Genomic DNA, 24,611 nt, shown 5'->3' with positions numbered 1-24,611 from the left:
TATTACAAAACCAAAAATGAGTGAAGTGTCCTTTTTATTGAGTAAACAACAACCATTAAAAAACCTCTCCATTTCTGAAGAGGTTATAACTTTTAAAATGATGAAAATGTCTAATCCTTCTCCAAAAACTTGTTCTCTTTCTTTAATTTATTGGCTTCCATAGAATTCCAAATACCATAAACTAAGAATGATACAATAATGATTTTCCACAAAATGCCTCTAAGAACCAGTTCAGGATTGATGAAATATAACAATCCGTAATAACTTAAAATAACTATTAACGCTAAGGATAGAAATAGAATGGGTTTCTTAGAAGAAAAATAGCCCAAAACTCCTAATAACAATCCAAGAATAATGTAAAAAGAAGTATCAAAAACACTCTTTGTTTTAAAATAAATCAAAATAGCGTTTAGTATTTGAAACCCAGCAATAATGTATAAAATACGTTGTGCTTTTTCTTGAGACTCTTTGGCATCTCCTATTTTAGACTTATTAGAAATTTGCCTTCCTATAAAGATAGCCTTCTCTTTATCTGTCCCTGATAACGGAAAACCACAATTTTCGCAATCTATTTCTACCTGAGAAATTATTTCATTACAGTTTGGGCATCTTAGTTCTTCCATGTGTATATTAGTTTATTCAAAAGTGAGATTATTCTAATTATTGAGATTATTGCTTTCTCAGAAATCACACATGCTTCCCCTTTTCCCAACCGTGTTTTCCTAAATATTGCTCTCCACTTTCTACCGCACCATCTTCAATACTAGTACCCATAGAGTCATTCCATCTATTTAAATACCCAAATAAAGAAATAACACCTAACATTTCTACAATTTCGCCTTCATCCCAATACTCATATAAACGTTTTTTAATAGCTTCATCTACTGCATTTGGCACTTGCGAAGCAGCTAGACTAAAATCTAAAGCAGCACGCTCTGCTTCACTAAAAGCAGGATGTGTTCTGTATTCCCAAATGTTATCGAGCTGTTCTTGTTCTGCACCATAACGTTCGGCTGCCCTAATAGCATGGGCTTGACAATAGCGACACCCCGTAGCGTTGCTACTTACCCAGGCAATCATGCGTTTTAAGGCCGAAGTTACACGCCCCTCATTAGCCATAACCGCTTTATTTAAATTAATAAAAGCTTTACTAATGGCTGGGCGACGCTGCATGGTTAATACCGAGTTTGGACAAAACCCCAAAGTTTCATTGAAGAACTTAGCAAGTTCTTTAGTTTCTAAATCATGCTCTGGAGATAATGGTGTTACTAAAGGCATATTTTTATTTATTAAATAGTATTTTTGACTACTACAAGAAACAAAAATAATTAGAAAGATGGCAGTTAAAGTTTCCACAAAATGGTTAGGTAACATGCGGTTTGAAAGTACAAATCCATCAGGTCATAATTTATTTATTGATGCAGGCGAAGAAAATGGTGGCAAAAGCGAGGGGTATCGCCCCAAAGCATTAATGCTCTCAGGGTTAGCAGGGTGCTCAGGATTGGATGTTGCAGCATTAATTAAAAAAATGAAATTAAACGTGGATGATTTCAATATAGAAATCGAAGCCAACCTTACGGAAGAACACCCCAAATACTATGATAAAGTTGCAATGCATTTTCATTTTTATGGTAAAGAATTAAATGAAAAAAAATTACAACGTGCAGTAGATTTATCTATTGAAAAATATTGTGGTGTAATGGAAATGTTTCGTCAATTTTCAGAACTCAGCATCAAGACGTTTTTTCATAATAATTAAGTTTGAGTGAGCAACTTTTAAACTTTTTAACTCAAAACTTTAAACTGAAATATGCGCTGGACGCTTAAACCAAAACCAGACTTAGAAAAAGTAAAGCACTTACAAGAGGTACTACAAGTAGAAGCCACTACTGCTGAACTTTTGGTACAACGCGGTATTGAAACTTACGAAACTGCAAAAGCGTTTTTCCGCCCAAGTTTAAGTCATTTACATGACCCTTATCTTATGAAAGATATGGATAAGGCCGTTGCAAGAATTGAAAAAGCCATAGCCAACAAAGAAAACATATTGGTATATGGGGATTACGATGTGGATGGTACAACTGCAGTAGCTTTAATGTCTACATATTTAAAAACAAAACACAATCTTGTTTATACTTATGTGCCCAATCGTTATGATGAAGGTTACGGCGTCTCTAAAAAAGGGATCAATTTTGCATTGGAAAATGACTTTACACTAATTATTGCTTTAGATTGTGGTATTAAAGCTATTGAAAAGGTTGAATATGCAAAATCTCTAGGTATCGATTTTATTGTTTGCGACCACCATAGACCAGGCAATAAAATCCCTGATGCTGTGGCAGTATTAGATCCTAAACGAGAGGATTGCAACTACCCTTACAAAGAACTGTGTGGTTGCGGTGTTGGGTTTAAATTAATCCAAGCATTAGCACAAAAAGACGGTGAGACTGTAGAGGATTTAATTCCGTATTTAGATTTGGTAGCAACTGCCATAGGTGCAGATATTGTTCCTATTGATGGCGAAAATAGAGTATTGGCATATTTTGGTTTACATGTTATCAATACAAACCCCAGACCAGGGATTAAAGCAATTTTAGATCAAGTTGAAAAAACAGAACTAACCATTACGGACGTGGTTTTTATAATTGCTCCCAGAATTAATGCTGCAGGACGTATGGAACACGGTAATTTTGCCGTGGCGCTATTAGCTGAAGAAGATTATGAATTGGCAAAAACACATGCCATTAACATAAATAGTTATAATACGGAGCGAAGAGCCGCAGATAAGACTATTACAGAAGCTGCTCTAGAGCAAATAGAAGCTTTAGATGAACAAGACCGATTAACTACAGTTGTGTATGATGAAACATGGCACAAAGGTGTTATAGGTATTGTAGCTTCTAGACTCACAGAAACTTATCATCGTCCTACATTGGTATTTACTAAAAGTGGAGAGAAATTAGCAGCTTCTGCGCGCTCGGTACGTGGTTTTGATGTTTATAATGCCTTAGAGGCATGTAAAGAATATATTGAACAGTTTGGCGGACATAAATATGCTGCAGGTTTAACCTTAAAAGAAGAAAATTACCAGGCTTTTAAACAAGCTTTTGAGGACGAGGTCTCCAAAACTATAGATAAAAACTTGTTAATTCCTGAGGTTAAAATTGATATGCAAATTGATTTAAAAGATATTACTCCAAAATTCTACAGAGTATTAAAACAGTTTGCCCCACATGGCCCCAGTAATATGACACCAGTGTTTATGACAGAAAATTTACGAGATACAGGTTATGGTAGGTGTGTTGGTGCTGATAAAACACATTTAAGATTAACCGCTTCTCAACCCGAATCCAATACCATAGTGTGCATAGGTTTTGGAATGGGAGATAAATATGAATTGATTTCAGACAGAAAACCATTTAAAGCCGTATACTCCATTGATGAAAATGAATGGCAAGGTAATGTGTCTCTACAATTAAAACTACGAGATATAAAAGCGTAATTATGGCCAAAACAGACCCATACTCAGCCTTACGTATCAAAGAGTTTAATATTTTTTTAGTGTTACGCTTGTTCTTAGTATTTGGCTGGTCAATGCAATTTATAGTGATTGAATGGCAAGTCTATAGTTTAACAAAGGATCCGCTATCATTAGGGATTATTGGGTTAATGGAAATTATTCCTGCTTTTACTATGGCTTTGTTCGCAGGACACATAGTAGATCAAAAAGAAAAGCGAAATCTATTTGCGCTGTGTATAGCTGCTTTTTCATTAATTAGTTTAGGATTATTTTTGTTAACTTATAAAAATGTAGTTGAAGATTGGTCTACACAAACTATTTTATATTGCATTTATGCCTTAGTGTTTTTTGGTGGGTTTTTACGTTCCTTTTTTGGCCCCATTATTTTCTCTCTAGTAGCACTTATTGTTCCTAAAAAGATATATCCCAATGCTGCTACTTGGAGTACAAGCACATGGAAAACAGCAGCTGTTTTAGGAGCGCTCTTTGGAGGTTTTTTTATTAGTTGGATAGGGGTTGCAAAAACCTTATGTATTGTTTTCCTTTTAGTTATAATTTCATTTTGCTTAGTGTTTTTTATTAAAAAGAAGCCTATTTTAAATAAAAAAATAGGAGAACCAGTAATGGATAGTTTACAGGTTGGCATTCAGTTTGTGTTTCAAAATAAAGCAATTCTAGGAGCACTAACTTTAGATATGATTGCTGTATTATTTGGAGGTACTGTTGCTATTTTATCTGTTTTTGCTCAAGACATTTTAGAAGTTGGCAGTAAAGGGTTTGGCATTTTAAATGCCTCTATTTCTATGGGAAGTATTGTTACTATGTTCGCTACCACTTATATTCCCATTAGTAAGAATACAGGTAAAAAACTACTTATTGCGGTATTTATTTTTGGTGTGAGTATTATTGGTTTTGGGTTATCTAATATTTTTTGGCTAAGTGTACTAATGCTTTTTATTAGTGGTGCTGCTGATGGAATTTCTATGATTATACGTCAGACCATTTTACAGTTAAAAACACCAGATGATATGCGTGGACGCGTGTCTTCAGTTAACTCCATGTTCGTAGGATCTTCTAATGAATTAGGTGCTTTTGAGAGTGGTTTGGCCGCTAAACTTATAGGACCAGTAGCTGCAGTAGTTTTTGGCGGCTCTATGACATTACTAACCGTTTTTACTATAGGTGTAAAAAATCCTATTTTGAGAAACTTAGATTTAACAGAAGATGTTGCTGCTAGTGAGGTAGAATAAACCTTGATTATTAATCTAATTTATACTTAAGTACTCTAACCATTTTAATGGTTGAACCAATTTATGATGATTAAATTCTAAGTGAATAACTCTACGTTTTTTACCATTAGTTGTTCTATTTGATGTATGTAATGTCAATGGTTTCATTAACATTACCCCTCCTCTTTTTACATTACAGGTGTATTCATTTTTAATATTCCAATGTTCAGATTCTGCACGAATAATTCCATTTAAATGAGATTTTGGAATTACTTTTAATGCTCCATTATTTTCATTTGTATCATCTAAATGAACTCTAACAGTAACCGTATCTTCTAAAATTTTAACAGGAGGCTGAACTCCATACTGTCCTTTTTTGTAAGTCCAATTTTTATAGCCCTTTAGCTGTAGTTTTTTGTCTACACTTATACTTAAATCTTGATGATACCCTACAAACCAATTGGAATTGCTTGGCTTATCAAAATAAATAGCTTTGGAAAGAAAATAACTAGATTTCGAAAAATTAGAAATTAATTCTCTAAGACTACTATTGAAAATAAGGTGCTTTAGCTCTGGAATATTTATAATCAATTGCCTTATTGCAAATAGGTCTCTAGTTTTTAAAAATGAATTATTGTTTTGTTCTGTATTTTCTATACAAGTTAATATGTGCTCAACTTCATTATTAACGTATATATTATTTAAGATAGAATATCCATTCTCATTAAAATCTTTTATGATGTTTGCGTAACTCATTTTTAAGAATTACAAGAGATACTTTTTCTTGTTACTATAAGGGTAAAGGCTTTTTATATTCTTTTAACTCCATACGTTCTCCATCAAACTCAGCATAAGTAAAATACTGGATCCAATCGCCTAGATTAATGTATTTTGAGTTGTCGTTAAGACTTATATCTAAAGGCAAATGCCTATGTCCAAACACAAAATAATCGCGATGTTTATCTGCTAACTTTCGTTTGCTATATTGCACCAACCATTCATTTTCTTCTCCTAAAAACGTAGCATCATCATCTCCTGAAATTAACTTATTCTTTACTGAAAAGTATTGAGCAATACGCATACCTATATCTGGATGTCCCCATTGGAATATCCATTTAAAAAACGGATTGGTAAACACTTTTTTTAAGCGTTTGTAGCCCTTATCTCCAGGACCCAAACCATCGCCGTGACCTATAAAAAATGTTTTATCATTAAAAGTGAATTCTTTGGGTTTATGATATACAGGAATGTTTAATTCTTCTTCAAAATAGCCATTCATCCACAGATCGTGATTACCTACAAAATAGTGAATAGGTATACCTGAGTCTGAAATTTCGGCAAGTTTCCCTAGAGTTCTTGTAAACCCTCTAGGCACTACGGTTTTATACTCAAACCAAAAATCAAACAAGTCACCTAAAAGAAAAATTACTGCAGCATCTTTTTTAATCTCATCTAACCACGCTACGAATTTCTTTTCTCTGGGAAACGAAGCTTCTTTGGTTGGTGCTCCCAAGTGATTGTCTGAAGCAAAATATATTTTTTTTCCTTTTGGGATTTGCATGATGTAAATATAACAAGTTTGATCTCTATAATAAATGTGCTTTTATATATTTGTGCATACTTATATATTATAAGTGGCAACTTTTACCAATCTAATTATATGAGAAACTTCATTTTAGTACTTTTTTATGTCTCTACTGCTTTTGTAGCAAACTCACAATCACAAGATTTATTTAATCTAGCTAACGGAACTTTTATAGATTTTAATATTCTTTATAATAATTACGACCCAGAAAACACATGTTATATATGTACTGAAACCGATGATGTATTTGGTTATTATTCTTTGTATAACAATGGAGAAATCTCAGAAAACATTGAAGAAATAGAATACATACTGTTAGATAAGAACTTAAATAAATTTGCAAATGGCACATTTAAAAAATTGGTAGCTCCACGAAAGGCATCATCAAGCTTAAGGGTTTTTAAAAATAAAGATACTTTAGTAATTTATAATGCTGTGTATTCTTCAGCTGTTCTTAGCTCGTTTAATTCTCTGGGCGTATATCAAAAATTAGTTTTAAAAGACAATACACTTTTACCTCCGTATTACTATGATAAGAATGGTAAACGAAAAAAAATTAGTTTAGATAGTTTAGCAAAAACATTTACAAAAAAAAGACTAAAAGAACTTGATAATGAAAATGAGTATTCAAAAGAAAAGAAGGACTCTTTAGCATTACACAAAACATTGTTTTCTTACAATGATGAAAAACGTAAAGTAGTTTTAAATAAAGATGGAGAAATAAAGAAAAAATATATAAAGAATAAGCATGATAAGTCTCTTTCGTTTATAGTTGATAAAGAAACTAAGTGGGAGGCACCACTTTTAAAAGCCGCTAAAAATGATTACATAGGTCATTATCCATTATTTTTAGACAAGGATAAAGATAATATAGGCTTGATACGTTACCACACGAAAAAAAATGAAGATTTATCAGATATCCTGATATATGATTTAAAAAATGGAGAACAAAAACGTTCTTTTTCATACAATACAAATAACGATTACAACTATAAAGATTTTTTTAATCTAGAAAATGAAAGGTTAACCATTTTATCCTCTGTTATCTCTGGTTATTACTTTTTAGGCTTTAACTTTAACAAGTTTAATATAGAAAACGATAATTCTAGGGAAAGTGACATTTTTAGATGGAAAGATGCCTCTAAATTTATTGAGATCAAGAGAAACGGATTAACTGAAAACGGATTAAGACTACGATTATTAAATTATTTTTTCCTCAAAAACGGAGACATTGGAATTCTTACCGAAAAATATAAAGTAAAACCTAATGGAAAAGTGATTACTACCGATTATGTATTCTTTATGTTTAATAAAGATTTTAAACTGGTAGATGCCTCTATTATAGAGAAAGACAAATCGAAGAGTTATTCAAGCAATATAGATTATTTGTTCTCTCAAGAAGTTGATGGAGGCTCTATTATATTTTACCGCGATTATAAAAAAGATGCCGAAACTAAAGACAGAAATTGGGTACTAGGTATTATAACCTATATAGATGGGGAATTTGGGCACCAAACCTTACCTATAACATCTGAAGATTATAATATTATTCCCTTTTTGGCAAAAGAAGGATATGTGCTTTTAGCAGAATTTAATGCTAAAGAAGAAAAATATAATAAAATAAGATTAGAAAAAATTAATTACTAGGGATAGATTGAAGTATAATAATCTGCTATTGTTTTCATTTCAGAAAGCCTTAAATTCCATATAAAATTTAAAAACAGATTATAACTATCACTTTGTTCTTGTGGGTTTAACTTTTCCACATAACGGTTTAGCGTATAAGCTTTCTGAGCATTATATATTTCATTAAAATTTAAACCAACGTATTTTAATAAATACGCATTATCTGGGTAGTTTTCTAGTAATATTAATGTAGAGTATAAGCTAGCACCATACTCTTTTAAATCAAAAAGATTTGCTACTTGTTGAAACACAGATTTATATTGCAATTTTGAAAAACTTTCATTGGGTTTAACAATAGTGGAATCATGGTCTTTTGGCATTAACGCCCTTATTTTAGCAATTCTATTGGTTAATTCAGGATGAGAAGCTATAGAATCAGCACTAATTTTTTCTTTAAAATGACTGTAATTATAGGCACTAAAATCTTCTTTCTCTAGCCATTTAGCTTTAAATGGTTGATCTTCCAAATCGAACAAACGGGAATAAATCGTAGAGTCTAAAACTAAGCTTGGTGCATCTTCAAATGTTTTTAGCCTAATGAAAGAATTGGCAAATGATTGTATTGGCCATTTTGTGTTTTCATACAACACATATCCTAAAGAATCTGCTTCTAACTCTTCTTTTTGATTCTTCTGACTTTGATTAATCAGCAATGCCCTCATCCTTTTAAAAGCCAAACCTCCCTTGTTATATTCTGCATTATTAATATCTTGAATTGCTTTTTTTGAATCGTTAGATAAATTTATTTTTGCAATGTTGACAACAGCATTAAGGTTGTGTTTTTTCATATCGTGAGCCAATTCATGCATAATAACAGATCGCAATTGATATTCATTTTCTAAATATTTAAATAAACCCATATTTACCATTACAGTATTGTAACCAATACTAAACGCATTTGGAGAGGGAGATTTTGATAATAAGAGCGTATAATCCTCTTTTATCTCAGGATTGTGTATTAAAATCGTATCTAACGATGTCTCCAAGAATTCATTAAATTCATTATCAAACAACAAACTTCTATCTGAAAACATTTTTAGAATTTCTGCTTGTCGTTCTTCAAGAAGTCGTATAATTTCTTTTTTAAGTTTTCCAGAATAATCTTGAGAAATAGCTTTATTAAATACTTCAAATTCAGACTCGTAGTTACTTTTTAATACTTTGGTTTTATCATAGCTAGTTGTATCTAAAGCCGTATAGTTTTGGGCATAGCTAAACGTTGTAAATGCTAATACAAATACAAGAACAGTTTTCATATAAGTTTTGAGTATCAATTGTTTTGAGGCTATGTATATTCTACGTTTGATAATTTACGTGGCCTAAATATAGTTGTTTTACACGGAAGATAGAAAGCCTTTAGATAAAGTATACACTTTCACAGATAGTATGCTAATAATTGTAGTGATAGCTTTCGTCGTAGTGAAAGTACAAGTCAAAAAGCTATGCTATAACCCACTATTGATCGCTTGCATACCATTCTGCATAGCTGGTAGCTGTTTCTCTTAATTTTAAAGAGTGAAGCTTGATATTTTCTGGTAAGTATGCTTGAATTTTTTTTGCAAAATCTATAATCATCATCTCACTGGTAGGTTGATAATCTACCAATAAAACATTATGACCCTCAGCAGCTAAATTTCTACCAAGCTCGGCGTGAGGTGTATTTTGATTAAATACAATGGCATGATCAAAAACATCAACAATTTCAGTTTTAACAATCTTTTTTAAATCACCAAAATCTATAACCATACCGTGTTTTACATGCGAGGTATCTGTAATAGGTTTACCAATAACGGTTACTTCCAGACTATAACTATGGCCATGTATGTTTTTACATTTGCCATCGTAACCATGAAGGGCGTGCCCTGCTTCAAAAGAAAATTGTTTGGTAATGCGTATGCTACTCATTTGTAAATTATTGGTTGGCAAATATACTATTTAAGACGTTTTCTATCTACTTAATAAAAGATTATTAATAACTCAAGTTAAAGTAAAAAAAATATTACTAATTAGGCAAGTTATAATGTACATATTACATGTTAGAGTTACGTTTTTTATTGTAATAGTAAATCATATAAGCGATGATTACCAGTACTACAAAGGGTATCATAGACCCTATAAGAACACCTATTTCATAACCACTATCGGGTGCTTCTTTAAGTTTTTCCTCAATATCAGCACTTTGTAATATGCTAAGCATTATTTTAAAATTCTTGAAAAGTACGATACAAAGTTAGTTGTTTTTGGCAAGTGGTATAAATTGTTTGTTAAAATAAATTAAAAGAGGTAATGCCCTAGCAATCATCCAAAAAGTTAGTGCAATAAAAATGCCATTGAGTTTTAGGTTAAAATAATCTAATCCATAAAGTATGGGAAGGAACACTAAAAATGTGGCTCCTAAAAGTACGTTTCTAAGTGTACTCATTTTACCGAGCCCCTTAAAAATCCCATCAAAAATAAAAGCAATTGCACAAATAGGTTGCATTATAAGCACTACCCAAAACATATTGTAAAACAGCTCTAAAACTTCAGACTCTTTTGTAAATAGCATACCGATGGGTTTATAGATAATAAATCCAACTATAGCTAAAACACTACCTATTATTAACCCTATTTTAATAAGCTTCTTGTTAAGGCGCACTAAATCTTTGTAGTGCTTTGCTCCAAATAATTTACCCGACATAATATTGCCTGCACCTGCATACCCATCAATAATAAATGCTCCTAAAAACCATAAGTTAATGGCAATAGTGTAAGCAGCTATGTAGTTTTTACCATAGCCTGTTGCAAATCTTACAGCGAAATACAATGTTATGTTAAGCGCAACTGTTCTTATAAATAAGTTAAAAATCATCAGCAATAGCTTAATAATTTCGCTATTAAAAGGAAGTTTTGGTATAAGTGGAATGTTTGTTTTTTTCAATAAAAAAAATGCTGAAAATAACGCCATGAGTATCTGCGCAATAACACTAGCATAAGCTGCACCTTTTATATTCATGGGCTCTATGTATCCTGGAATTCCATAAACTAAAACAAAGTCTAGAATAATATTAGCAACTGCCCCGATAATGGCAATAATCATGGGATAATAGGTATTTTGCAAACCTCTAAATGTGCCAAAAACAGCTATGGTAAATAATGTAAACGGAAAACCAAATACCCTGATTTTATAATATATAATACTGTAATCTAAAATAAGACCTGAAGCATTGTAGAGTTTAAAAATTTGACTAGTTAAAGGATATGTAACCAGTATTATTAAAACACTTAAAGATGTTACTATAAAGATGGCTTGTGCTGGTAAGTTTTTTACAGCTTCAAGGTTATTTGCCCCTAGGTATTGTGATACTATGGCAGATATGGCACTTCGGGTTTGCCCCAAAACCCATATTAACATTGATAAAAATGTACCAACGATACCTACTGCTGCGAGCGATTCTACCGGATTTACATCAATATTTCCAACAATAGCCGTGTCCGTAATAGAAAGTATAGGTTCTGATATCCCAGAAATGAGTGCCGGGATAGCTAGTTTATTAATGTATTTTAGGGTTATGTTATTACTCACAAGACCAACTCATAACAATGAAACGGATATTTACTTTGTCTAGGAAAATAAATATCGCCTAGTTTTTTATAGCCGCGAAGTTCGTAAAACTTTTGGTTTCTTTTGTTTTGTGAAAAAGTATCTAGCCGTATTGATTGGTATTTGTTTTCTTTTGCATATTGTTCTGCAAATTGTATCAATTTTTGTGCGTACCCTTTACCTTGATGTTTTGGGTGCACGGCTAAACGGTGTATATAAATATTGTTTTTATTTGCTGTAAGCCACTCTACTGGAATATACTCTTCATCCATTAAAGTAGAAACAGTAATACAGCCAATAATGTTGTCTTCAATCTCTAAAACATAACATTCACTACGTTTTATATCTTTTCTAAAAGCTTCTGCATTTGGATAAAATTCATTCCATTGAAAAATGTTTAGTTGTATCATGTGTGCTGCACATGCGTTTGTGATACCTAAAATGTTATCTATATCTTTAAGAGTTCCCTTTCGTATCATTAATTGTTTTACTTTTGCCCTGAAATTTTATTGTAAATTTAAGTTTTAACTTCCAAAAAAAATGAAAAATATTTTAGTTCCTGTAGGTTCGTCAAAAAATGCAGTAAGTCATTTACAATATGCTATAGATTTTGCTGAAAATTTTGGAGCAAAGGTGTTTGTTGTTCAGGTTTATAATGTATTTACTAAGGCTGGAACAATGATAAAGGTTGACCAAATTATTGAACGTGAAAGTTTAGCGTTTTTAAATAGTTTGGTAGCTCAAATTGACAAGAAAAATGTTGATGTTTTTGTAAAAACCTTAAAAGGGGATTTAATAGATACTTTAGAGCTTGCTTGTAAGGCTGCTGATGTGGACTTAGTATTGATTGAACCTAAAACGACATCTATAAAAGAAGAGGTATATTTAGGAAGAACCTCCGGAAAAATAATTAAGCAAATGGATGTGCCAACATTGATTGTACCTGAAGGCTATAAATTTTCCGCACCCTCAAGTATTTTAATGGCTATAAAATCTGCAATCATTAAAAAAGATAACGTATTAAAACCTCTTGAGGATATTAAAGCTAAATTTAAGTCTGCTGTAGATTTACTGTTAGTTAAAACTAAGTACCACAAAGAAGAGGATTTTGAAGTTAATGATGATTTAAAAAGCATTATAAATAAAACTACTAAAACCGAGAATGTAACCACGTTTCAGGGTGTATTGGAGCATTTTCAATTGCACAACCCAGATATGTTATGTGTAGTTAGAAGAAAACGTGGTTTCTTCGCTAAAAAATGGGAAAAGAATACTATTTTGAAGAAGGATTTTCATAGTAGTATTCCTGTATTGGTGTTGAGTGGGTTGAAATAACGAATTTCTAAAAACCGTTTTCTTGAACTGAAAAAATAGTCACCAATTCAGATTTCCCTTTTATTTGGTGTTTATGTAACGCTTCGATAGCATAATTATCTCCTAAATTAAGTTGATTTTTAAGTTGTTCTGAAATTAAAAGCTCTGTGTCGTATGTGTTACACAAGCTTTGTATTCTAGCGGTTGTATTCAAAACATCTCCTGTGAAGAAAATTTCTTTTTTTAAAGCACCAATTTCACCAGTAGTAACTTCTCCGCAATGCAATGCTGCCTTAAACTCTGGAAAAATCTTATGCCTTTTTAGATAAGATGCTTTTTTCAAAAACAAATCTTTCTTCATATCAAAAAAACATTTAACACAGTTGTTGTTTTGAATTCCTTTGTGGAGTTTCCATGAAATTACTATTTCATCTCCAATATATTGGTATACTTCTCCATGGTTTTTTACAATTGCATTAGCTAAATCGTAGTAGTACGAACGTAAAAATGTAAAGTATTCAATATGACCTAACTGCTCTGCTATTGATGTTGAAGATTTCATATCTACAAACATAAAAACTCTGCTTTCTGATTTTGGATGATGGTACTTGCCTGTAAAAAAATTGAGTAGTAAGTTTTGTCCTAGGTTTTCACTAATTTCAGAATACAACAAAGAAATAAGTAATGAAAAAGTAAGTTGTATTATAGCACTTACATGGGTTAAACTAAAAAAGAACGTGGTATACTTATCCCAAACTCTCTCATCTAGTATAGATGTATTAAGTTCTATACTTGCAGCAATAGGATAATTTATCAAAATCATCAAGAAAAAGAACAACATATAGATAAAAAACTTAGAAATTATTTTTACTATGAAGCTCTGTTTTACAAAAAGTCTATTTAGAAAAAGTATTTCTATACAACCAATTAAAAGTCCAATAAGCGTAATTCCTGACAGTGCAAATATCAGTATACTAGAAGTGATTTTTATAGCAGCTTTAGGAGTATTTGCCTGATCTCCTATGGCAGCGTATTCTATCCATAAAAATAAGCATGCGAATATGAGCCAAATTAGACCAAATGGAAGAATTCTGTATATATTTCTTTTTGTAATAGGAGATATTCCCATAGAATAATACTTGGTATGTTCAGCAAGTTAAAGATTCTATTTACAATCAAATTGTACAATTTTATTTTTCCATTGAATCCAATACTCTTGCAGTCCTTCAGGTGTGACTTTTAAGTCACTAATATTTAAAGCATGTCCTTTCATTAAAGCTTTGTTTAGCTCTGCTTTTCTCCTTGACATAGCTGGTTTATGATTCCATCCACCTACATGGTCAAACGAAGTATAAGCATCACATTTTTCTTCAACCGTTATAAAAGGAATTGATAATTTGTAAGTTACAATACCTGAACTCATACCTTCGGTACTCATTGTAATATTTGGAAAGTCTACTTTAGAGTAGTCCCCTTTCTTATAAAGCTCTTTCAATTTGTCTCCCACTGCATTGGACATTTTATTTGAAAATTGATGTGCTATATCGGAGCCATCAATAAATTCGGGTCCATGATATTGTCCTTCGCAGTTTGTGTCAGAACAGATTATTTCTGCTTTATCTTTAGATAACAAGTTATTATAGTCTTCAGGTTTATTATGTGTCATCGAAGCTTCACTAAATGTTGTGTTGCCAGTTATTATTTTAGGAGACATATATGAAATTAGGAGCACTGTTATGACAATTATAGCAGTTTTTATAATTATGAGTTTTAATTTCATTGTCAAAAGGTTAAGTAAGATGCATTTATTTTTTTTAGTAGTATCACCTTTTAATTTAGTCATGACACTGATGTTTATCACTTGGTTTAATATATTATATGTTTGGTTCTATGATAATTCAAATTGTATATAATGGTACATATACGGTATGGCTATGTTTAGCCGACGTAAAAGTTATATGCTTTTCTGGTCATCGTTTTTCTTTTCTTCTAATTTGTAATCTCTAATTGTTGCTTCTTTAATGATTTCTTTACATTGATTTACAAAACTTTGAACATTGGGAATGTTTTCTCCTAATATACTTTCAAAAAAATGCAAAGCTGTCATTGTATATTTTCTAACTAGTTCATTTGTCTCTTTGGAAGGCTTCTTATGAACAAGGTTAAAAAGCCCTAATTCCATGAAAGTTTTTGCGTATAACTCTCCAAATGTCTTTGGGTCAACTTCCATTAAATAATAGTAGCTTGTACAAGCCTTCAGTAATATGTCTTGAGCACTTTTTAAATCTTTTAAAGCCATTTTTAAGTGAAACATTCTACGTTGCGTTTCCGCCAAATCTTTTAAATAAATTGCAGCATTTTTATTGAACAAGTCTTCCGCAATTGATAAGGCTTCCGTAAGAATTGGTTCGGCTTCTTTTGGGTCTTCTTGAAAATGTGCATAATTATAGAGTACATCAAATAAACCGATTGACCAATCTGATTTTCCATTTTTTAGTCCATCTCGAAATATCTCTATTGACTTCTGATAATATTCTTCAGTTAACAGTCTAGCAGCATTTATTTTATCTTCATTACTTAACTTGTCAATTGCTTGACGTGCTCGTAAATACTCCTGTTCAGTTAGATTGCTGAAACTTTTTTCATCGGGATGAATTCTTAGTTGTTGAGGGGCTATATTGGAAACTGAAACAGCCAATTCAGAATATATTTTTCCCTCAAAATATTTGAGGCTACTATCATTTTTTTCTAATTCTTGGTAAATTTTGAGAGCTTCGCCGAATTCAATAATGGATTGATAATACTTTTTTTGTTCTCTTTGTGAAAGCCCAATGTTAATATGTAATTCCCCTATTTCTTTTTTAAGGCTTTTTTCTTTGGTGTTTTCTTGTTTTGATTTCAATGCACTTTTCAAATAGTATTCTGCCTTATCATATTCTCCAAGCCTCATTAAACATTCTCCAAAACTTCTGTAAATTTTATAAGTATTCTCAGGAGTTTCTGCCGACGTGTCTAAGAAAGCCTTTTGATAGTATTTAAGTGCTTGAGAATTAAAATGGTATTTTGATAGAAAATGTGCATATAGCAAGCAAGTATCGAAACCTTCATACGTCTTTATTGCATCTTCATAATATTGTTTTGCTTGTTCAAAACATTTATCAGGTTGAGTAATCTCAATAGCTTGTGCTTTAAAAAGAAACTCTTTAGAATAACTCTTTAATCCTTCTTTACCTCTTTTAATGTCTGCATAAATATCTTCATCATTAAGAACATTGATTGCTTCTTCAAATTTGCCTAAATAAAACAACTTTTCAGCTTCTTTTCCCCGTTCTGTAATTATATTTTGCGATTGAAGAAAATTAGACAGATTGATTACTTCAATAACAAAATTGTTCAGCCGTTTTTCTATCTCAACTCTTTCATTATTCGTATTTATAAGTTCTTTTTGTGATGACCGAATAAACCAAGTATTTCTTTCCTTTTCAAAGTTCTTTAATTCCTTTTTGGATTCTGATTTTCTATGCTCAATTTCCGTTTTCAGATAATTTTCTCTTTCTATTAAGGTTTCAATTTTTTGATTCAAAGAAATATATGTTTGATTGACTTCTATTTGAGGGAAGTTCTCATGAAGCCGAATTTCATTAACCAAATCACTCTTTACATTTTCTAATTTTTGAATGATTTCTACTTTTGTGTTTTCAAGAATTGTAAAAATTTCTTTGACTTGTGGAAGTAACTCTTTGTAATAATCAATTAAGGAGTCAACTTTATCATCAAAACTTTGGTAGTCATTAGTTAATTTAGATATATTTTCCTTAATGTCCAGTATGTATTGAGTTTGAATTATCTTAGAAAGACGTGAATTGCTCTTTAATTCTTCCGAAAAGAAGGCACTCATTAAATCATACCAATCAATTGTTTTTTCGTTATCTTTCCAACCGTTTAAAATTGCATCTTTTAGACTTCTTTCAACCCAATATAAATTCGCATTTTTAAGTTCGTCTATTATTATTTGCTTTTGCTTATCTTTTAATTCGGGGATTCTTTCTTGGATAGTTTTGGCTTCAGGTTTAATCAGAAACTCGGGATTTTCAATTAATTTATTTTTATCGAAAGCATAGTCCGATTTATCTATTTTTTGTATCTCATTTTTTAAGTATCGAGTAACCTCTCTTAAATTTTTTGGTGCTCGTGAAAATAATTCATCCCAAGCATTGTATTTAGATTTAGCTACATACATACAAGCCATTAAGGAACTATTAAGTTGTGCTCTCCTTACAGCTTTTAGAATGTCATGATTTGTTGGTTCTTCTAATCTTGAACTAAGCTTATTATAAATCCCTTCAACTGATTTACAAAAATAATGGTCACTTTTATTTACTAATATACCTTTACCTATTTCTGTAAGTAACGAAGCTGCTGATATACCTAATATTGTGAATGGTTCTGGCAATTTAATTATGGTTAACAATTGGATAAACCCACTCTGGGTTTATTTATTTTATACTTCTTAAAGATAGTTCCTACACATTAATAATCATAATATATTCTCTTACTCTTTAAGATATAAATATAAAAGGTGGTGGGTTTTCGTGGTGGGTTTTTGCCCTTAAATGTATATATTTGCCAAGTTTTGCAGGCAAATGCGCTTTTACTTAAAAGTATCAAAAGGCTTGTAGACACTATAATTACAGCTAACGGGGATGTAGCTCAGCTGGCTAGAGCGCTTGACTGGCAGTCAAGAGGTCGTCGGTTCGAATCCGATCTTCTCCACAACAAAAAGCAACATTTTAGGATGTTGCTTTTTTATGTAAAGTCCTCATCATAATATGTAGTGGCGTCTTTTAGCACCGATTTAAGTTGCTCCTCTTCATGTTTAATTCTACTAGCATCCCAATTTAAATATTTTGACATATCACTAATAACACTAGTTTTATATTGTTCTATACTTTTAATATCAAAATACAACCTACCTGTGCGCCTTACAAAAAAATCATTAAGGGTATTAACCATTTCAAAGTGCACACCATACCAGAGTTCTGCACGAATTAAACATTCTACAGCATCATCGTTTTTAAATTCTTGCGATTTTTTAATGATTATATCTGCTTGTTTTCCATAAGAACTGCACAAATACCAAGCGTAATACAAATCAGTAATTCCTAATTTCAGTAATTGCTTTTCAATACTTTTCTGGTAAGTCTGCACTTCTTTATTAGATGTAAGTGGAGGATTTACCAGAGGCATTGTTTCCGTAGTTGGCTGCTTAAGCTTTGAGTTGTAATCTTTAGCATCATACGTTTTTAAAACGGCGTCTAAAGCGCGGTAAGCCATTTTTCTATATCCTGTAAGCTTACCTCCTGCCATAGATATTAGCCCGCTATCTGAGATAAAAATTTCATCTTTTCGGGATAACTCCGAGGCTGTTTTATTCTCTTTATGTATAAGCGGTCTTAGCCCTGCCCAATTCGATTCTATATCATCAATAGTTAAATGTACTGTTTGAAACATATTGTTTACAGCATTTAAAAGATAATTGGCATCCGCTTTTGTAGCCACCACACGGTCTAAATTACCAGAATACGCTGTATCGGTTGTACCTAGATAGGTTATTTTGCCCCTGGGTATCGCAAATACCATTCTGCCATCTGGCACATCAAAATAAATAGATTGTTTTACAGGTAATTTTTCATATGGAAATACCAAATGCACTCCTTTGGTAAGAAACAACTGTTTTTTAGTTTCCAAATTATCCTTTTTTCTAACAGTATCTACCCAAGGACCTGTAGCAGAAATGTAGTGCTTTGCTTTTATGGTTACAGATAATTCTGTATTTAAATCTTTACAATTAATACTTTCTATTTTAGCCTGGGCATCATAATTAAATGATGTCATTTCACAATAGTTAACAATAGTTGCACCTATACTTGTTGCCTTTTTTAAAATCTCAATGGTAAGCCTAGCATCATCAGTTCTATACTCAGCATAAAGTCCTCCACCTACAACTTTATGTTGGTTTAATAATGGTTCTTTAGCAAGGGTTTCGGTTTTATCCAACATTTTTCGCCTATCTGCAGATTTTACATCGGCCAAAAAATCGTATACCCTTAAACCTATAGCAGTCATCAATTTCCCATAGGTTCCACCTTCAATCAATGGTAATAACATTTTTTGTGGGGATACTAAATGTGGTGCCAGATTATGTACTATGGAACGTTCCGAGCCCGATTCTCTAACTAGACTAATCTCAAAATTTTTTAAATAACGTAACCCTCCATGTATGAGTTTTGTAGATTTATTACTCGTACCCGAAGCAAAATCATTTTTTTCCACAAGGCAAACCTTAAGTCCTCTAGCAGTAGCGTCTAAAGCAATGCCTGCACCTGTTATACCACCTCCTATAATAGCTAAATCAAACACTTCAGAATTTAATTTATCTATTTGTTTTTTTCTATTTAAAACTGAAAAATTAGAAGCGTTCAAATTTAAAGTGTTGTTTTTATAAAAGCCTTAATTACGTTTATGGCACTATTCAACGCTTCAGACATAGTTTGATGTTCCCAAGGATGTTTTACATTAAATACATGGTCTGCACCTTTTATAATCTCTAATTGACTTTTTGGATACCATTTGTGAAGCTGTTGTGCTTCTTCTATAAAAATACTGGTATCATTATCTCCATGAATAATTAGATAGGGTACCTTAAGGTTTGATACCGCACGCTTTATCGTAAGACGTTCTTCATTTTTAATAAAATCCTCATAAAATTGATAATAGTGCGGCATTTGTTGTTTTGTACGACCGTTTAAAACATATTTTACACCCTCTTTTTTCCACGCTTTTAAATCCCCAATTGTAGAGCTCCTTTTTCCATAGTCACAAACGCCCGCTAAGCTTATTACATTGGCAATACGACTATCTTCTTCTGCTTTAATAGTTACGATACCTCCTCCTCTACTATGGCCTATCAAGCTAATATGGTTACTGTTAATGTTGTTACGGTATGCCTCATTATTAAAAATCCAATCGATAACAGTGCCCAAATCATCTAATTCTTTAGTGTAATTATTATTGCCAAAAGCCTCCAAATCTGGAAAATCTATGGGTTGCTTAACTGTACCTCCATTATGGGAAAAATTGAATTTAATGAAAAAGTACCCTTGGTCTGCAAAAGCCTTTGCCATCAAATCCCAAGCCCCCCAATCCTTAAACCCTTTATAGCCATGACAAAAAACAATTACGGGTTTAGCTTGATTGTTGTCTTTATAAAAAACATCTGTAAGTATGGGTTTGTTATGCTGTCCTTCTAGAATAATATTTTTAGTTATCATCATAGTTATACTTCTTTTTCAATAAAATCTATCTTTGGATTACATATTTCTGAAATGAGTGTTTTTAGTTCCATTTCAAAATTCAAAATCGTATCCTCAGTAATTAAAGTGTTTTTAGTTCTACTCCTTGAACTCTCTTTTTTTGCAAACTTTAAAAACCCTGAATTTAAGTTTTTAAATGAAATAATACCCGCTTCTATAGGAAGGCTGATTTTATTGGATTTGTACATCATATAAGCATAGGTTAGTACCTGAAAACTTTTGCTGTATTTTTTGTAATCTGATGTAATATCCTCCCAATCTACAACCTCAACTTGCCCTTGTTGTACATTCCCTGTTTTATAATCTATAATTCTAGTCATCCCATTGTATTGATCTACACGGTCTACCTTTCCTGTAATGCTAACTGGGAAATTAAGCTCTGGTATAGTAATTTCTATAGTGTTATCTTCTGCTTCAATCTCTAATATTTTTATTTGATTTCCTCCATTTAAATCGGCAATTTCAGCATTCAAAAAATTAAGTACGTAACGTTTTGCTATTTCAAATATGATAAGGTTTTTACCTTTTGAAATGTCGCCTTCCTTATATTCGTTTCTAAAATGATACCTAACACGGGCTTCAATTTTAGGTTTTAAGCTTTTTATAATATCTACCGTTAAAAACTGCCCTACATAGGGTTTATAAAAATCTTCAAGCGTATTATGCACCACAGTACCTAAGGTATTTGAGGCTACGGTTTCCTCAACATCATCATATTCACGGATTTTTAGAATTTTCTGATAATAAAAATCGATTGGGTTTCTTATATAATTGGTTAAAGATGAAGGTGAGAAACCTGCTTTTGCGACCTCAACAATAGCTTGCAATAACTTATTAGTTTTTTGTATTACTACTAAGTCTTTTTCAATTTTAGGTACTATAGGGACAATTGTTTTATTATGAATAGTGTGAATACCCTCTAACTCCAATTGGGTAATAAAACGACTTTTCTCTCCACCAGTAAGCACATCTGCCTCTGTGTTATAAAGTATATATACATTTTTTGCACGTTGTAATAGCCTGTAGAAGTGATAGGTGTATACTGCATCCTTTTCTTTATAGGTGGGTAGGTTGTTTTGCAACTTTACGTCAAAAGGAATAAATGAATTATTACTCTTTCCCGATGGTAAAACCCCTTCGTTAACCGAAGAGATAATAACGGTTTCGTAATCGAGAACACGGGATTCTAGCATACCCATAATTTGTAAGCCCTCTAAAGGTTCGCCAAGAAAATCTAATGTTTCGCTGTTTAACAACTCTTTATAAACGCTATATAGGGCTGATATATCTTTTATATGATGATAATCTCCATTTAACCGTTTTATTTCATTGAATAAAATATTAAAACGGTATAGGTATTCTAAAGACAATCTATTAGAGGATTTATCTACATCTAACCTTTTTTTGATTTCTAAGATTAATGCTGAACATTTAGATAACACAGTGTTTATGGAAGACTGCCAGTTTGAAAATAGCAGATCAATAACGTCAACATGTTTTGGGACTATTGTTTTTAATCCTTCAATTGAAATATAGCTAAGATTACTATTATTTATATGTGCAATAAGCTTATTTACAAGATCCTCACGCTCTGTATCAAACAAGAATCTCACGAATTGATGTGACAAAATAGATTGTACATCTCTGTAATAAAAACTATTTGAGGCTATTTTGTGAATACGAAATAAATTTTCAAACAAAGAAGCTAGGGGAATAGACTTCAAAGGAAACCCCATAGTTATATTTAATGCTCCTATATCTGAGGGAAGTGAATTTAAAATAGGAATCAACAAGTTTTCATCTCCTAAAACTACAGCTGTATTTTGAAGATTTTTATTTTCCTTTTTTAAATTTTGAAGTAACTCTCCAATATACTTAGCTTGTCCTACATTTTTTGGTACTCCAAAAACAGATATATGCTTTGGTTTAGTATAGTTCTCTGTAGCCCATTTAAAGGGATGATTTTTAAAATACACCCAGTTTTTATGGGCTTTGGTAAAAAGTGCTGCGTCATGCCTTGTGTTATTCAAAAATACTTTATCTATGTCCCAATATATTTTTGCAAGATCGTTTTGAAGCAACTCTTGAATAATGGTTTTCTCGGCTGTATTTAGCGCATTAAATCCTAAAAACACAAACTTGTTATTGCTTGTATTCTGAATATAAGATTCAATATTTTCTACTGCTTCTCTATATATTAAACCTTGGTATCCTATACCCTTGTTTACTAATGAAGTTGTAAAATGTTCGTAATAGTTGTTTAGTTTATTCCAGAAAGACAAATAGTTTTTAATAAACTCTGTTTGGTTGTTTTCAACCGACCAATGATTAATTTCTTGTATAGCGCTTAAATAGTCAAAAATTTGCTTTTGTGGTATAAGGTAACGATCTATCTCATTAAAATCTTGTAAAAGTAATTGTCCCCATTTAGAAAAGGATTCAAAAGTATCCTGTTTTGATGGGTCCGTAAGTTCTAGATATGTAGTATAGAATTCAAAAAGCAAATCAGTATTAGCAATACTTTTAAGCTGTGACAGTTCTTCAACAAACGCTTCAATACTTAAAATTTCTGGAGCAAAAATAGGTTGCTTGCTAATCTTTGATATTTCGTGTTTTAAAAATAGCCCAGCTCTTTTACTGGGGAGTACAAAAGTTAATTCAGATAGGTTGTAATTACTTTGTTGTAAGTCTGTTAAAACATCAAAAATAAAAGAGGTCATAGGTGTATAAAAATAAAAAACGCTTCGGTAATCCCGAAGCGTTTTTTCAACTTATTATTTTAAAAGTAACTAACTCGCTCTTACTTAGCTAAGTTAATTTCTACACGTCTGTTGTTAGCTCTACCTTTTCTAGTTTTGTTAGTATCGATAGGCTTAGACTCTCCATATCCAAGAGCAGATAGTCTGAATGCATCAATACCATGACTAGTTAAATATTCTTTTACTGAATTAGCTCTAGAATCTGATAATCTTTGGTTTAATTTTTCACTACCTACACTATCAGTGTGCCCTTCTACTGTAAACTTAGCTGTTGGGTATTCTTTAAGAATAGCTATGATATCAGCTAAAACAGCTTCAGATTGAGATTTTATGCTAGATTTACCAGTATCAAACAAAATAGTTTTTGCATACTCATTTAAAGTTTTTTGAACTTCTTCTGATACTTCTGGACAACCATTATTAGCAACAGTTCCCTTTACATCTGGACACTTATCATCTTTATCTAATACACCGTCTCCATCAGTATCTGGCCATGGACAACCTTTGTTAGCTGCAGGACCTGCTTGTTCAGGACATTTATCATCTGCATCAGTAACGCCATCACCATCAGCATCTGGACATCCAGCTAAAGCTTTTAAACCAGCAACTGTAGGACAGTTATCGTCTTTATCAACAACACCATCGCCATCACCATCAGGACAACCGTTAAATTCAGCAGCACCTGCTTCGTTTGGACAATCATCTTTACTATCTTCTATACCGTCGCCATCTGTATCAGGACATCCATTGAATGCTTCTAAACCAGCAACGTCTGGACAAGCATCATCTTTATCGTAGATACCATCTCCATCTGTATCAGTTCCTCCAAATTTAATTGAAAGTCCAGCTGTGTGTTGGAAGTGTGTTTGTAAATAATCTTCAAATGCATGTTTGTAAGCTGTCTGAACTGTTAAACCAATATTTTCGCTAAACCAAACATTGAAACCTAATGTTCCGTTTAATGTACCAGCTCCAACTTCATCAATCCAAGTGTATCCACCTCCGATACCTACATAAGGATCAAAAGTACCCCATCCTAGTGCTTCTCCGATACCGTATTTAATGGTTCCATCAAGAGCATAATAAGATAAATCATCTACATTATTTGTTTGTTCAGGAACTAATTTTACTCCGTTTGCATCGGTAGCATCTCCCCATTTGTCTATTTTGTTTAAAGATCCAGCTATTCCAAAAGAAAAGCCATCTCCAACGTACTTAGAAACAGAAACAGTAGATAAGGATGGCAAAATGTTGTAGTGGTCACTTGCGTTAGCAAACTCATCAAAGATAGTTTCGCTAAAGTTTCCACCATCACCAGATGGATATGCATCAACTGCATTTACCCCTATGGTAATTTGCCATGGGTTGTTTTTGTCTTGCGCATTTATGTTGCTATAACTTAGTACAAACAACATAGCGAACAATAATCGGCTAAGATTTTTCATATTCAAAAGTTTAATTTTTAAGTGTTAATTGTGAACAAAAGTAAGTTGTTAAATATTATTAACAAAGACAAATATATAAAAAAAATGAAGATTACCTTTATAGATGCGTATTTCAGA

The 24,611-nt window shown here is 32.0% G+C and carries 21 protein-coding genes and 1 tRNA gene; 6 read left to right on the top strand and 16 right to left on the bottom strand.

All coding sequences use genetic code 11. From position 1 onward, the window contains the following. Positions 1–110 precede the first annotated feature (110 nt). Positions 111–623, bottom strand: coding sequence for a hypothetical protein (locus tag JS605_RS09730; RefSeq protein ID WP_203257528.1), 513 nt, complete (start codon positions 621–623; stop codon positions 111–113). Between the two features lie 64 nt (positions 624–687). Then, positions 688–1,278 (bottom strand): carboxymuconolactone decarboxylase family protein, encoded by a 591-nt coding sequence (locus JS605_RS09725; RefSeq protein WP_203257527.1) that lies wholly within the window; start codon positions 1,276–1,278, stop codon positions 688–690. A gap of 58 nt (positions 1,279–1,336) precedes the next feature. On the opposite strand from JS605_RS09725, the gene JS605_RS09720 reads away from it, so the two are divergent. The 3 genes from JS605_RS09720 to JS605_RS09710 are packed head-to-tail and all read left to right on the top strand — an operon-like array spanning position 1,337 to position 4,770. Beyond that, complete coding sequence (locus JS605_RS09720; RefSeq protein WP_203257526.1) at positions 1,337–1,759, top strand: OsmC family protein; 423 nt, start codon at positions 1,337–1,339, stop codon at positions 1,757–1,759. Between the two features lie 51 nt (positions 1,760–1,810). Then, entirely contained in the window at positions 1,811–3,502 is a 1,692-nt protein-coding gene (gene recJ / locus JS605_RS09715; RefSeq protein ID WP_203257525.1) for a single-stranded-DNA-specific exonuclease RecJ, read from the top strand. A 2-nt stretch (positions 3,503–3,504) separates the two neighbouring features. Then, entirely contained in the window at positions 3,505–4,770 is a 1,266-nt protein-coding gene (locus tag JS605_RS09710; protein WP_203257524.1) for an MFS transporter, read from the top strand. Between the two features lie 15 nt (positions 4,771–4,785). On the opposite strand, the gene JS605_RS09705 is transcribed toward JS605_RS09710, so the two are convergent. Together JS605_RS09705 and JS605_RS09700 are read right to left on the bottom strand one after the other, a co-directional pair. Next, positions 4,786–5,505, bottom strand: coding sequence for a phytanoyl-CoA dioxygenase family protein (locus JS605_RS09705; protein WP_203257523.1), 720 nt, complete (start codon positions 5,503–5,505; stop codon positions 4,786–4,788). A 34-nt stretch (positions 5,506–5,539) separates the two neighbouring features. Beyond that, positions 5,540–6,310 carry a UDP-2,3-diacylglucosamine diphosphatase gene (locus tag JS605_RS09700; RefSeq protein ID WP_203257522.1) on the bottom strand — a complete coding sequence of 257 codons (771 nt, stop codon included), beginning with the start codon at positions 6,308–6,310 and terminating at the stop codon, positions 5,540–5,542. Positions 6,311–6,409: 99 nt separating this feature from the next. Here JS605_RS09700 and JS605_RS09695 point away from each other — a divergent pair, with 99 nt between their 5' ends. Beyond that, positions 6,410–7,981: a hypothetical protein gene (locus tag JS605_RS09695; RefSeq protein ID WP_203257521.1), complete on the top strand. Its 1,572-nt coding sequence runs from the start codon at positions 6,410–6,412 to the stop codon at positions 7,979–7,981. On the opposite strand, the gene JS605_RS09690 is transcribed toward JS605_RS09695, so the two are convergent. The 5 genes from JS605_RS09690 to JS605_RS09670 all read right to left on the bottom strand — a co-directional run bounded on the left by JS605_RS09690 (position 7,978) and on the right by JS605_RS09670 (position 12,082). Continuing rightward, on the bottom strand, positions 7,978–9,276 hold the full coding sequence (locus tag JS605_RS09690; protein WP_203257520.1) for a M48 family metalloprotease: 1,299 nt from the start codon (positions 9,274–9,276) through the stop codon (positions 7,978–7,980). The two genes, JS605_RS09695 and JS605_RS09690, sit on opposite strands and share 4 nt — an antisense overlap. 199 nt (positions 9,277–9,475) lie before the next feature. Next, positions 9,476–9,925, bottom strand: a complete 450-nt coding sequence (locus JS605_RS09685; RefSeq protein ID WP_203257519.1) for a 6-pyruvoyl trahydropterin synthase family protein — start codon at positions 9,923–9,925, stop codon at positions 9,476–9,478. A gap of 124 nt (positions 9,926–10,049) precedes the next feature. Continuing rightward, the gene (locus JS605_RS09680) at positions 10,050–10,217 is read right to left on the bottom strand and encodes a hypothetical protein (protein ID WP_203257518.1); all 168 of its coding nucleotides are present in this window, start codon (positions 10,215–10,217) and stop codon (positions 10,050–10,052) included. Between the two features lie 33 nt (positions 10,218–10,250). Next, positions 10,251–11,585, bottom strand: a complete 1,335-nt coding sequence (locus tag JS605_RS09675) for an MATE family efflux transporter (RefSeq protein WP_203257517.1) — start codon at positions 11,583–11,585, stop codon at positions 10,251–10,253. Beyond that, positions 11,582–12,082 carry a GNAT family N-acetyltransferase gene (locus JS605_RS09670; RefSeq protein ID WP_203257516.1) on the bottom strand — a complete coding sequence of 167 codons (501 nt, stop codon included), beginning with the start codon at positions 12,080–12,082 and terminating at the stop codon, positions 11,582–11,584. The genes JS605_RS09675 and JS605_RS09670 overlap by 4 nt, the downstream gene beginning before the upstream one ends. 61 nt (positions 12,083–12,143) lie before the next feature. Here JS605_RS09670 and JS605_RS09665 point away from each other — a divergent pair, with 61 nt between their 5' ends. After that, a complete protein-coding gene (locus JS605_RS09665; protein ID WP_203257515.1) occupies positions 12,144–12,938 on the top strand; it encodes a universal stress protein in 795 nt (264 codons plus the stop codon). Between the two features lie 7 nt (positions 12,939–12,945). On the opposite strand, the gene JS605_RS09660 is transcribed toward JS605_RS09665, so the two are convergent. From JS605_RS09660 to JS605_RS09650, 3 genes are all read right to left on the bottom strand, one after another. Next, positions 12,946–14,046 (bottom strand): adenylate/guanylate cyclase domain-containing protein, encoded by a 1,101-nt coding sequence (locus JS605_RS09660; protein WP_203257514.1) that lies wholly within the window; start codon positions 14,044–14,046, stop codon positions 12,946–12,948. A gap of 36 nt (positions 14,047–14,082) precedes the next feature. After that, the gene (locus JS605_RS09655; protein ID WP_203257513.1) at positions 14,083–14,697 is read right to left on the bottom strand and encodes a hypothetical protein; all 615 of its coding nucleotides are present in this window, start codon (positions 14,695–14,697) and stop codon (positions 14,083–14,085) included. Between the two features lie 174 nt (positions 14,698–14,871). Next, positions 14,872–17,370 carry a hypothetical protein gene (locus JS605_RS09650; RefSeq protein WP_203257512.1) on the bottom strand — a complete coding sequence of 833 codons (2,499 nt, stop codon included), beginning with the start codon at positions 17,368–17,370 and terminating at the stop codon, positions 14,872–14,874. A 246-nt stretch (positions 17,371–17,616) separates the two neighbouring features. On the opposite strand from JS605_RS09650, the gene JS605_RS09645 reads away from it, so the two are divergent. Beyond that, positions 17,617–17,690, top strand: a tRNA-Ala gene (locus tag JS605_RS09645). A gap of 33 nt (positions 17,691–17,723) precedes the next feature. Here JS605_RS09645 and JS605_RS09640 read toward each other — a convergent pair. From JS605_RS09640 to JS605_RS09625, 4 genes are all read right to left on the bottom strand, one after another. Next, complete coding sequence (locus tag JS605_RS09640; RefSeq protein ID WP_203257511.1) at positions 17,724–19,400, bottom strand: glycerol-3-phosphate dehydrogenase/oxidase; 1,677 nt, start codon at positions 19,398–19,400, stop codon at positions 17,724–17,726. Between the two features lie 2 nt (positions 19,401–19,402). Next, a complete protein-coding gene (locus JS605_RS09635) occupies positions 19,403–20,251 on the bottom strand; it encodes an alpha/beta hydrolase family protein (RefSeq protein WP_203257510.1) in 849 nt (282 codons plus the stop codon). A 2-nt stretch (positions 20,252–20,253) separates the two neighbouring features. Next, positions 20,254–23,010, bottom strand: a complete 2,757-nt coding sequence (locus JS605_RS09630) for a PD-(D/E)XK nuclease family protein (protein WP_203257509.1) — start codon at positions 23,008–23,010, stop codon at positions 20,254–20,256. Between the two features lie 80 nt (positions 23,011–23,090). After that, a complete protein-coding gene (locus tag JS605_RS09625; RefSeq protein ID WP_203257508.1) occupies positions 23,091–24,494 on the bottom strand; it encodes an OmpA family protein in 1,404 nt (467 codons plus the stop codon). Positions 24,495–24,611 lie beyond the last annotated feature (117 nt).

It is taken from the genome of Hyunsoonleella ulvae (assembly GCF_016827605.1).
In the GTDB taxonomy this organism is placed as follows: Bacteria; Bacteroidota; Bacteroidia; order Flavobacteriales; family Flavobacteriaceae; genus Jejuia; species Jejuia ulvae.
The sequence above is the reverse complement of the archived record's forward strand: the minus strand, read 5'-3'. Positions and strand labels throughout refer to the sequence as shown.

What these genes read in the sequence shown, in the direction of transcription:
- JS605_RS09685 (WP_203257519.1), bottom strand. Translation starts at nt 9,925, where the DNA reads ATGAGTAGCATACGCATTACCAAACAATTTTCTTTTGAAGCAGGGCAC.
- JS605_RS09665 (WP_203257515.1), top strand. Translation starts at nt 12,144, where the DNA reads ATGAAAAATATTTTAGTTCCTGTAGGTTCGTCAAAAAATGCAGTAAGT.
- JS605_RS09625 (WP_203257508.1), bottom strand. Translation starts at nt 24,494, where the DNA reads ATGAAAAATCTTAGCCGATTATTGTTCGCTATGTTGTTTGTACTAAGT.
- JS605_RS09690 (WP_203257520.1), bottom strand. Translation starts at nt 9,276, where the DNA reads ATGAAAACTGTTCTTGTATTTGTATTAGCATTTACAACGTTTAGCTAT.
- JS605_RS09725 (WP_203257527.1), bottom strand. Translation starts at nt 1,278, where the DNA reads ATGCCTTTAGTAACACCATTATCTCCAGAGCATGATTTAGAAACTAAA.
- JS605_RS09730 (WP_203257528.1), bottom strand. Translation starts at nt 623, where the DNA reads ATGGAAGAACTAAGATGCCCAAACTGTAATGAAATAATTTCTCAGGTA.
- JS605_RS09695 (WP_203257521.1), top strand. Translation starts at nt 6,410, where the DNA reads ATGAGAAACTTCATTTTAGTACTTTTTTATGTCTCTACTGCTTTTGTA.
- JS605_RS09655 (WP_203257513.1), bottom strand. Translation starts at nt 14,697, where the DNA reads ATGAAATTAAAACTCATAATTATAAAAACTGCTATAATTGTCATAACA.
- JS605_RS09630 (WP_203257509.1), bottom strand. Translation starts at nt 23,010, where the DNA reads ATGACCTCTTTTATTTTTGATGTTTTAACAGACTTACAACAAAGTAAT.
- JS605_RS09705 (WP_203257523.1), bottom strand. Translation starts at nt 5,505, where the DNA reads ATGAGTTACGCAAACATCATAAAAGATTTTAATGAGAATGGATATTCT.
- recJ (WP_203257525.1), top strand. Translation starts at nt 1,811, where the DNA reads ATGCGCTGGACGCTTAAACCAAAACCAGACTTAGAAAAAGTAAAGCAC.
- JS605_RS09635 (WP_203257510.1), bottom strand. Translation starts at nt 20,251, where the DNA reads ATGATGATAACTAAAAATATTATTCTAGAAGGACAGCATAACAAACCC.
- JS605_RS09680 (WP_203257518.1), bottom strand. Translation starts at nt 10,217, where the DNA reads ATGCTTAGCATATTACAAAGTGCTGATATTGAGGAAAAACTTAAAGAA.
- JS605_RS09710 (WP_203257524.1), top strand. Translation starts at nt 3,505, where the DNA reads ATGGCCAAAACAGACCCATACTCAGCCTTACGTATCAAAGAGTTTAAT.
- JS605_RS09670 (WP_203257516.1), bottom strand. Translation starts at nt 12,082, where the DNA reads ATGATACGAAAGGGAACTCTTAAAGATATAGATAACATTTTAGGTATC.
- JS605_RS09720 (WP_203257526.1), top strand. Translation starts at nt 1,337, where the DNA reads ATGGCAGTTAAAGTTTCCACAAAATGGTTAGGTAACATGCGGTTTGAA.
- JS605_RS09660 (WP_203257514.1), bottom strand. Translation starts at nt 14,046, where the DNA reads ATGGGAATATCTCCTATTACAAAAAGAAATATATACAGAATTCTTCCA.
- JS605_RS09700 (WP_203257522.1), bottom strand. Translation starts at nt 6,310, where the DNA reads ATGCAAATCCCAAAAGGAAAAAAAATATATTTTGCTTCAGACAATCAC.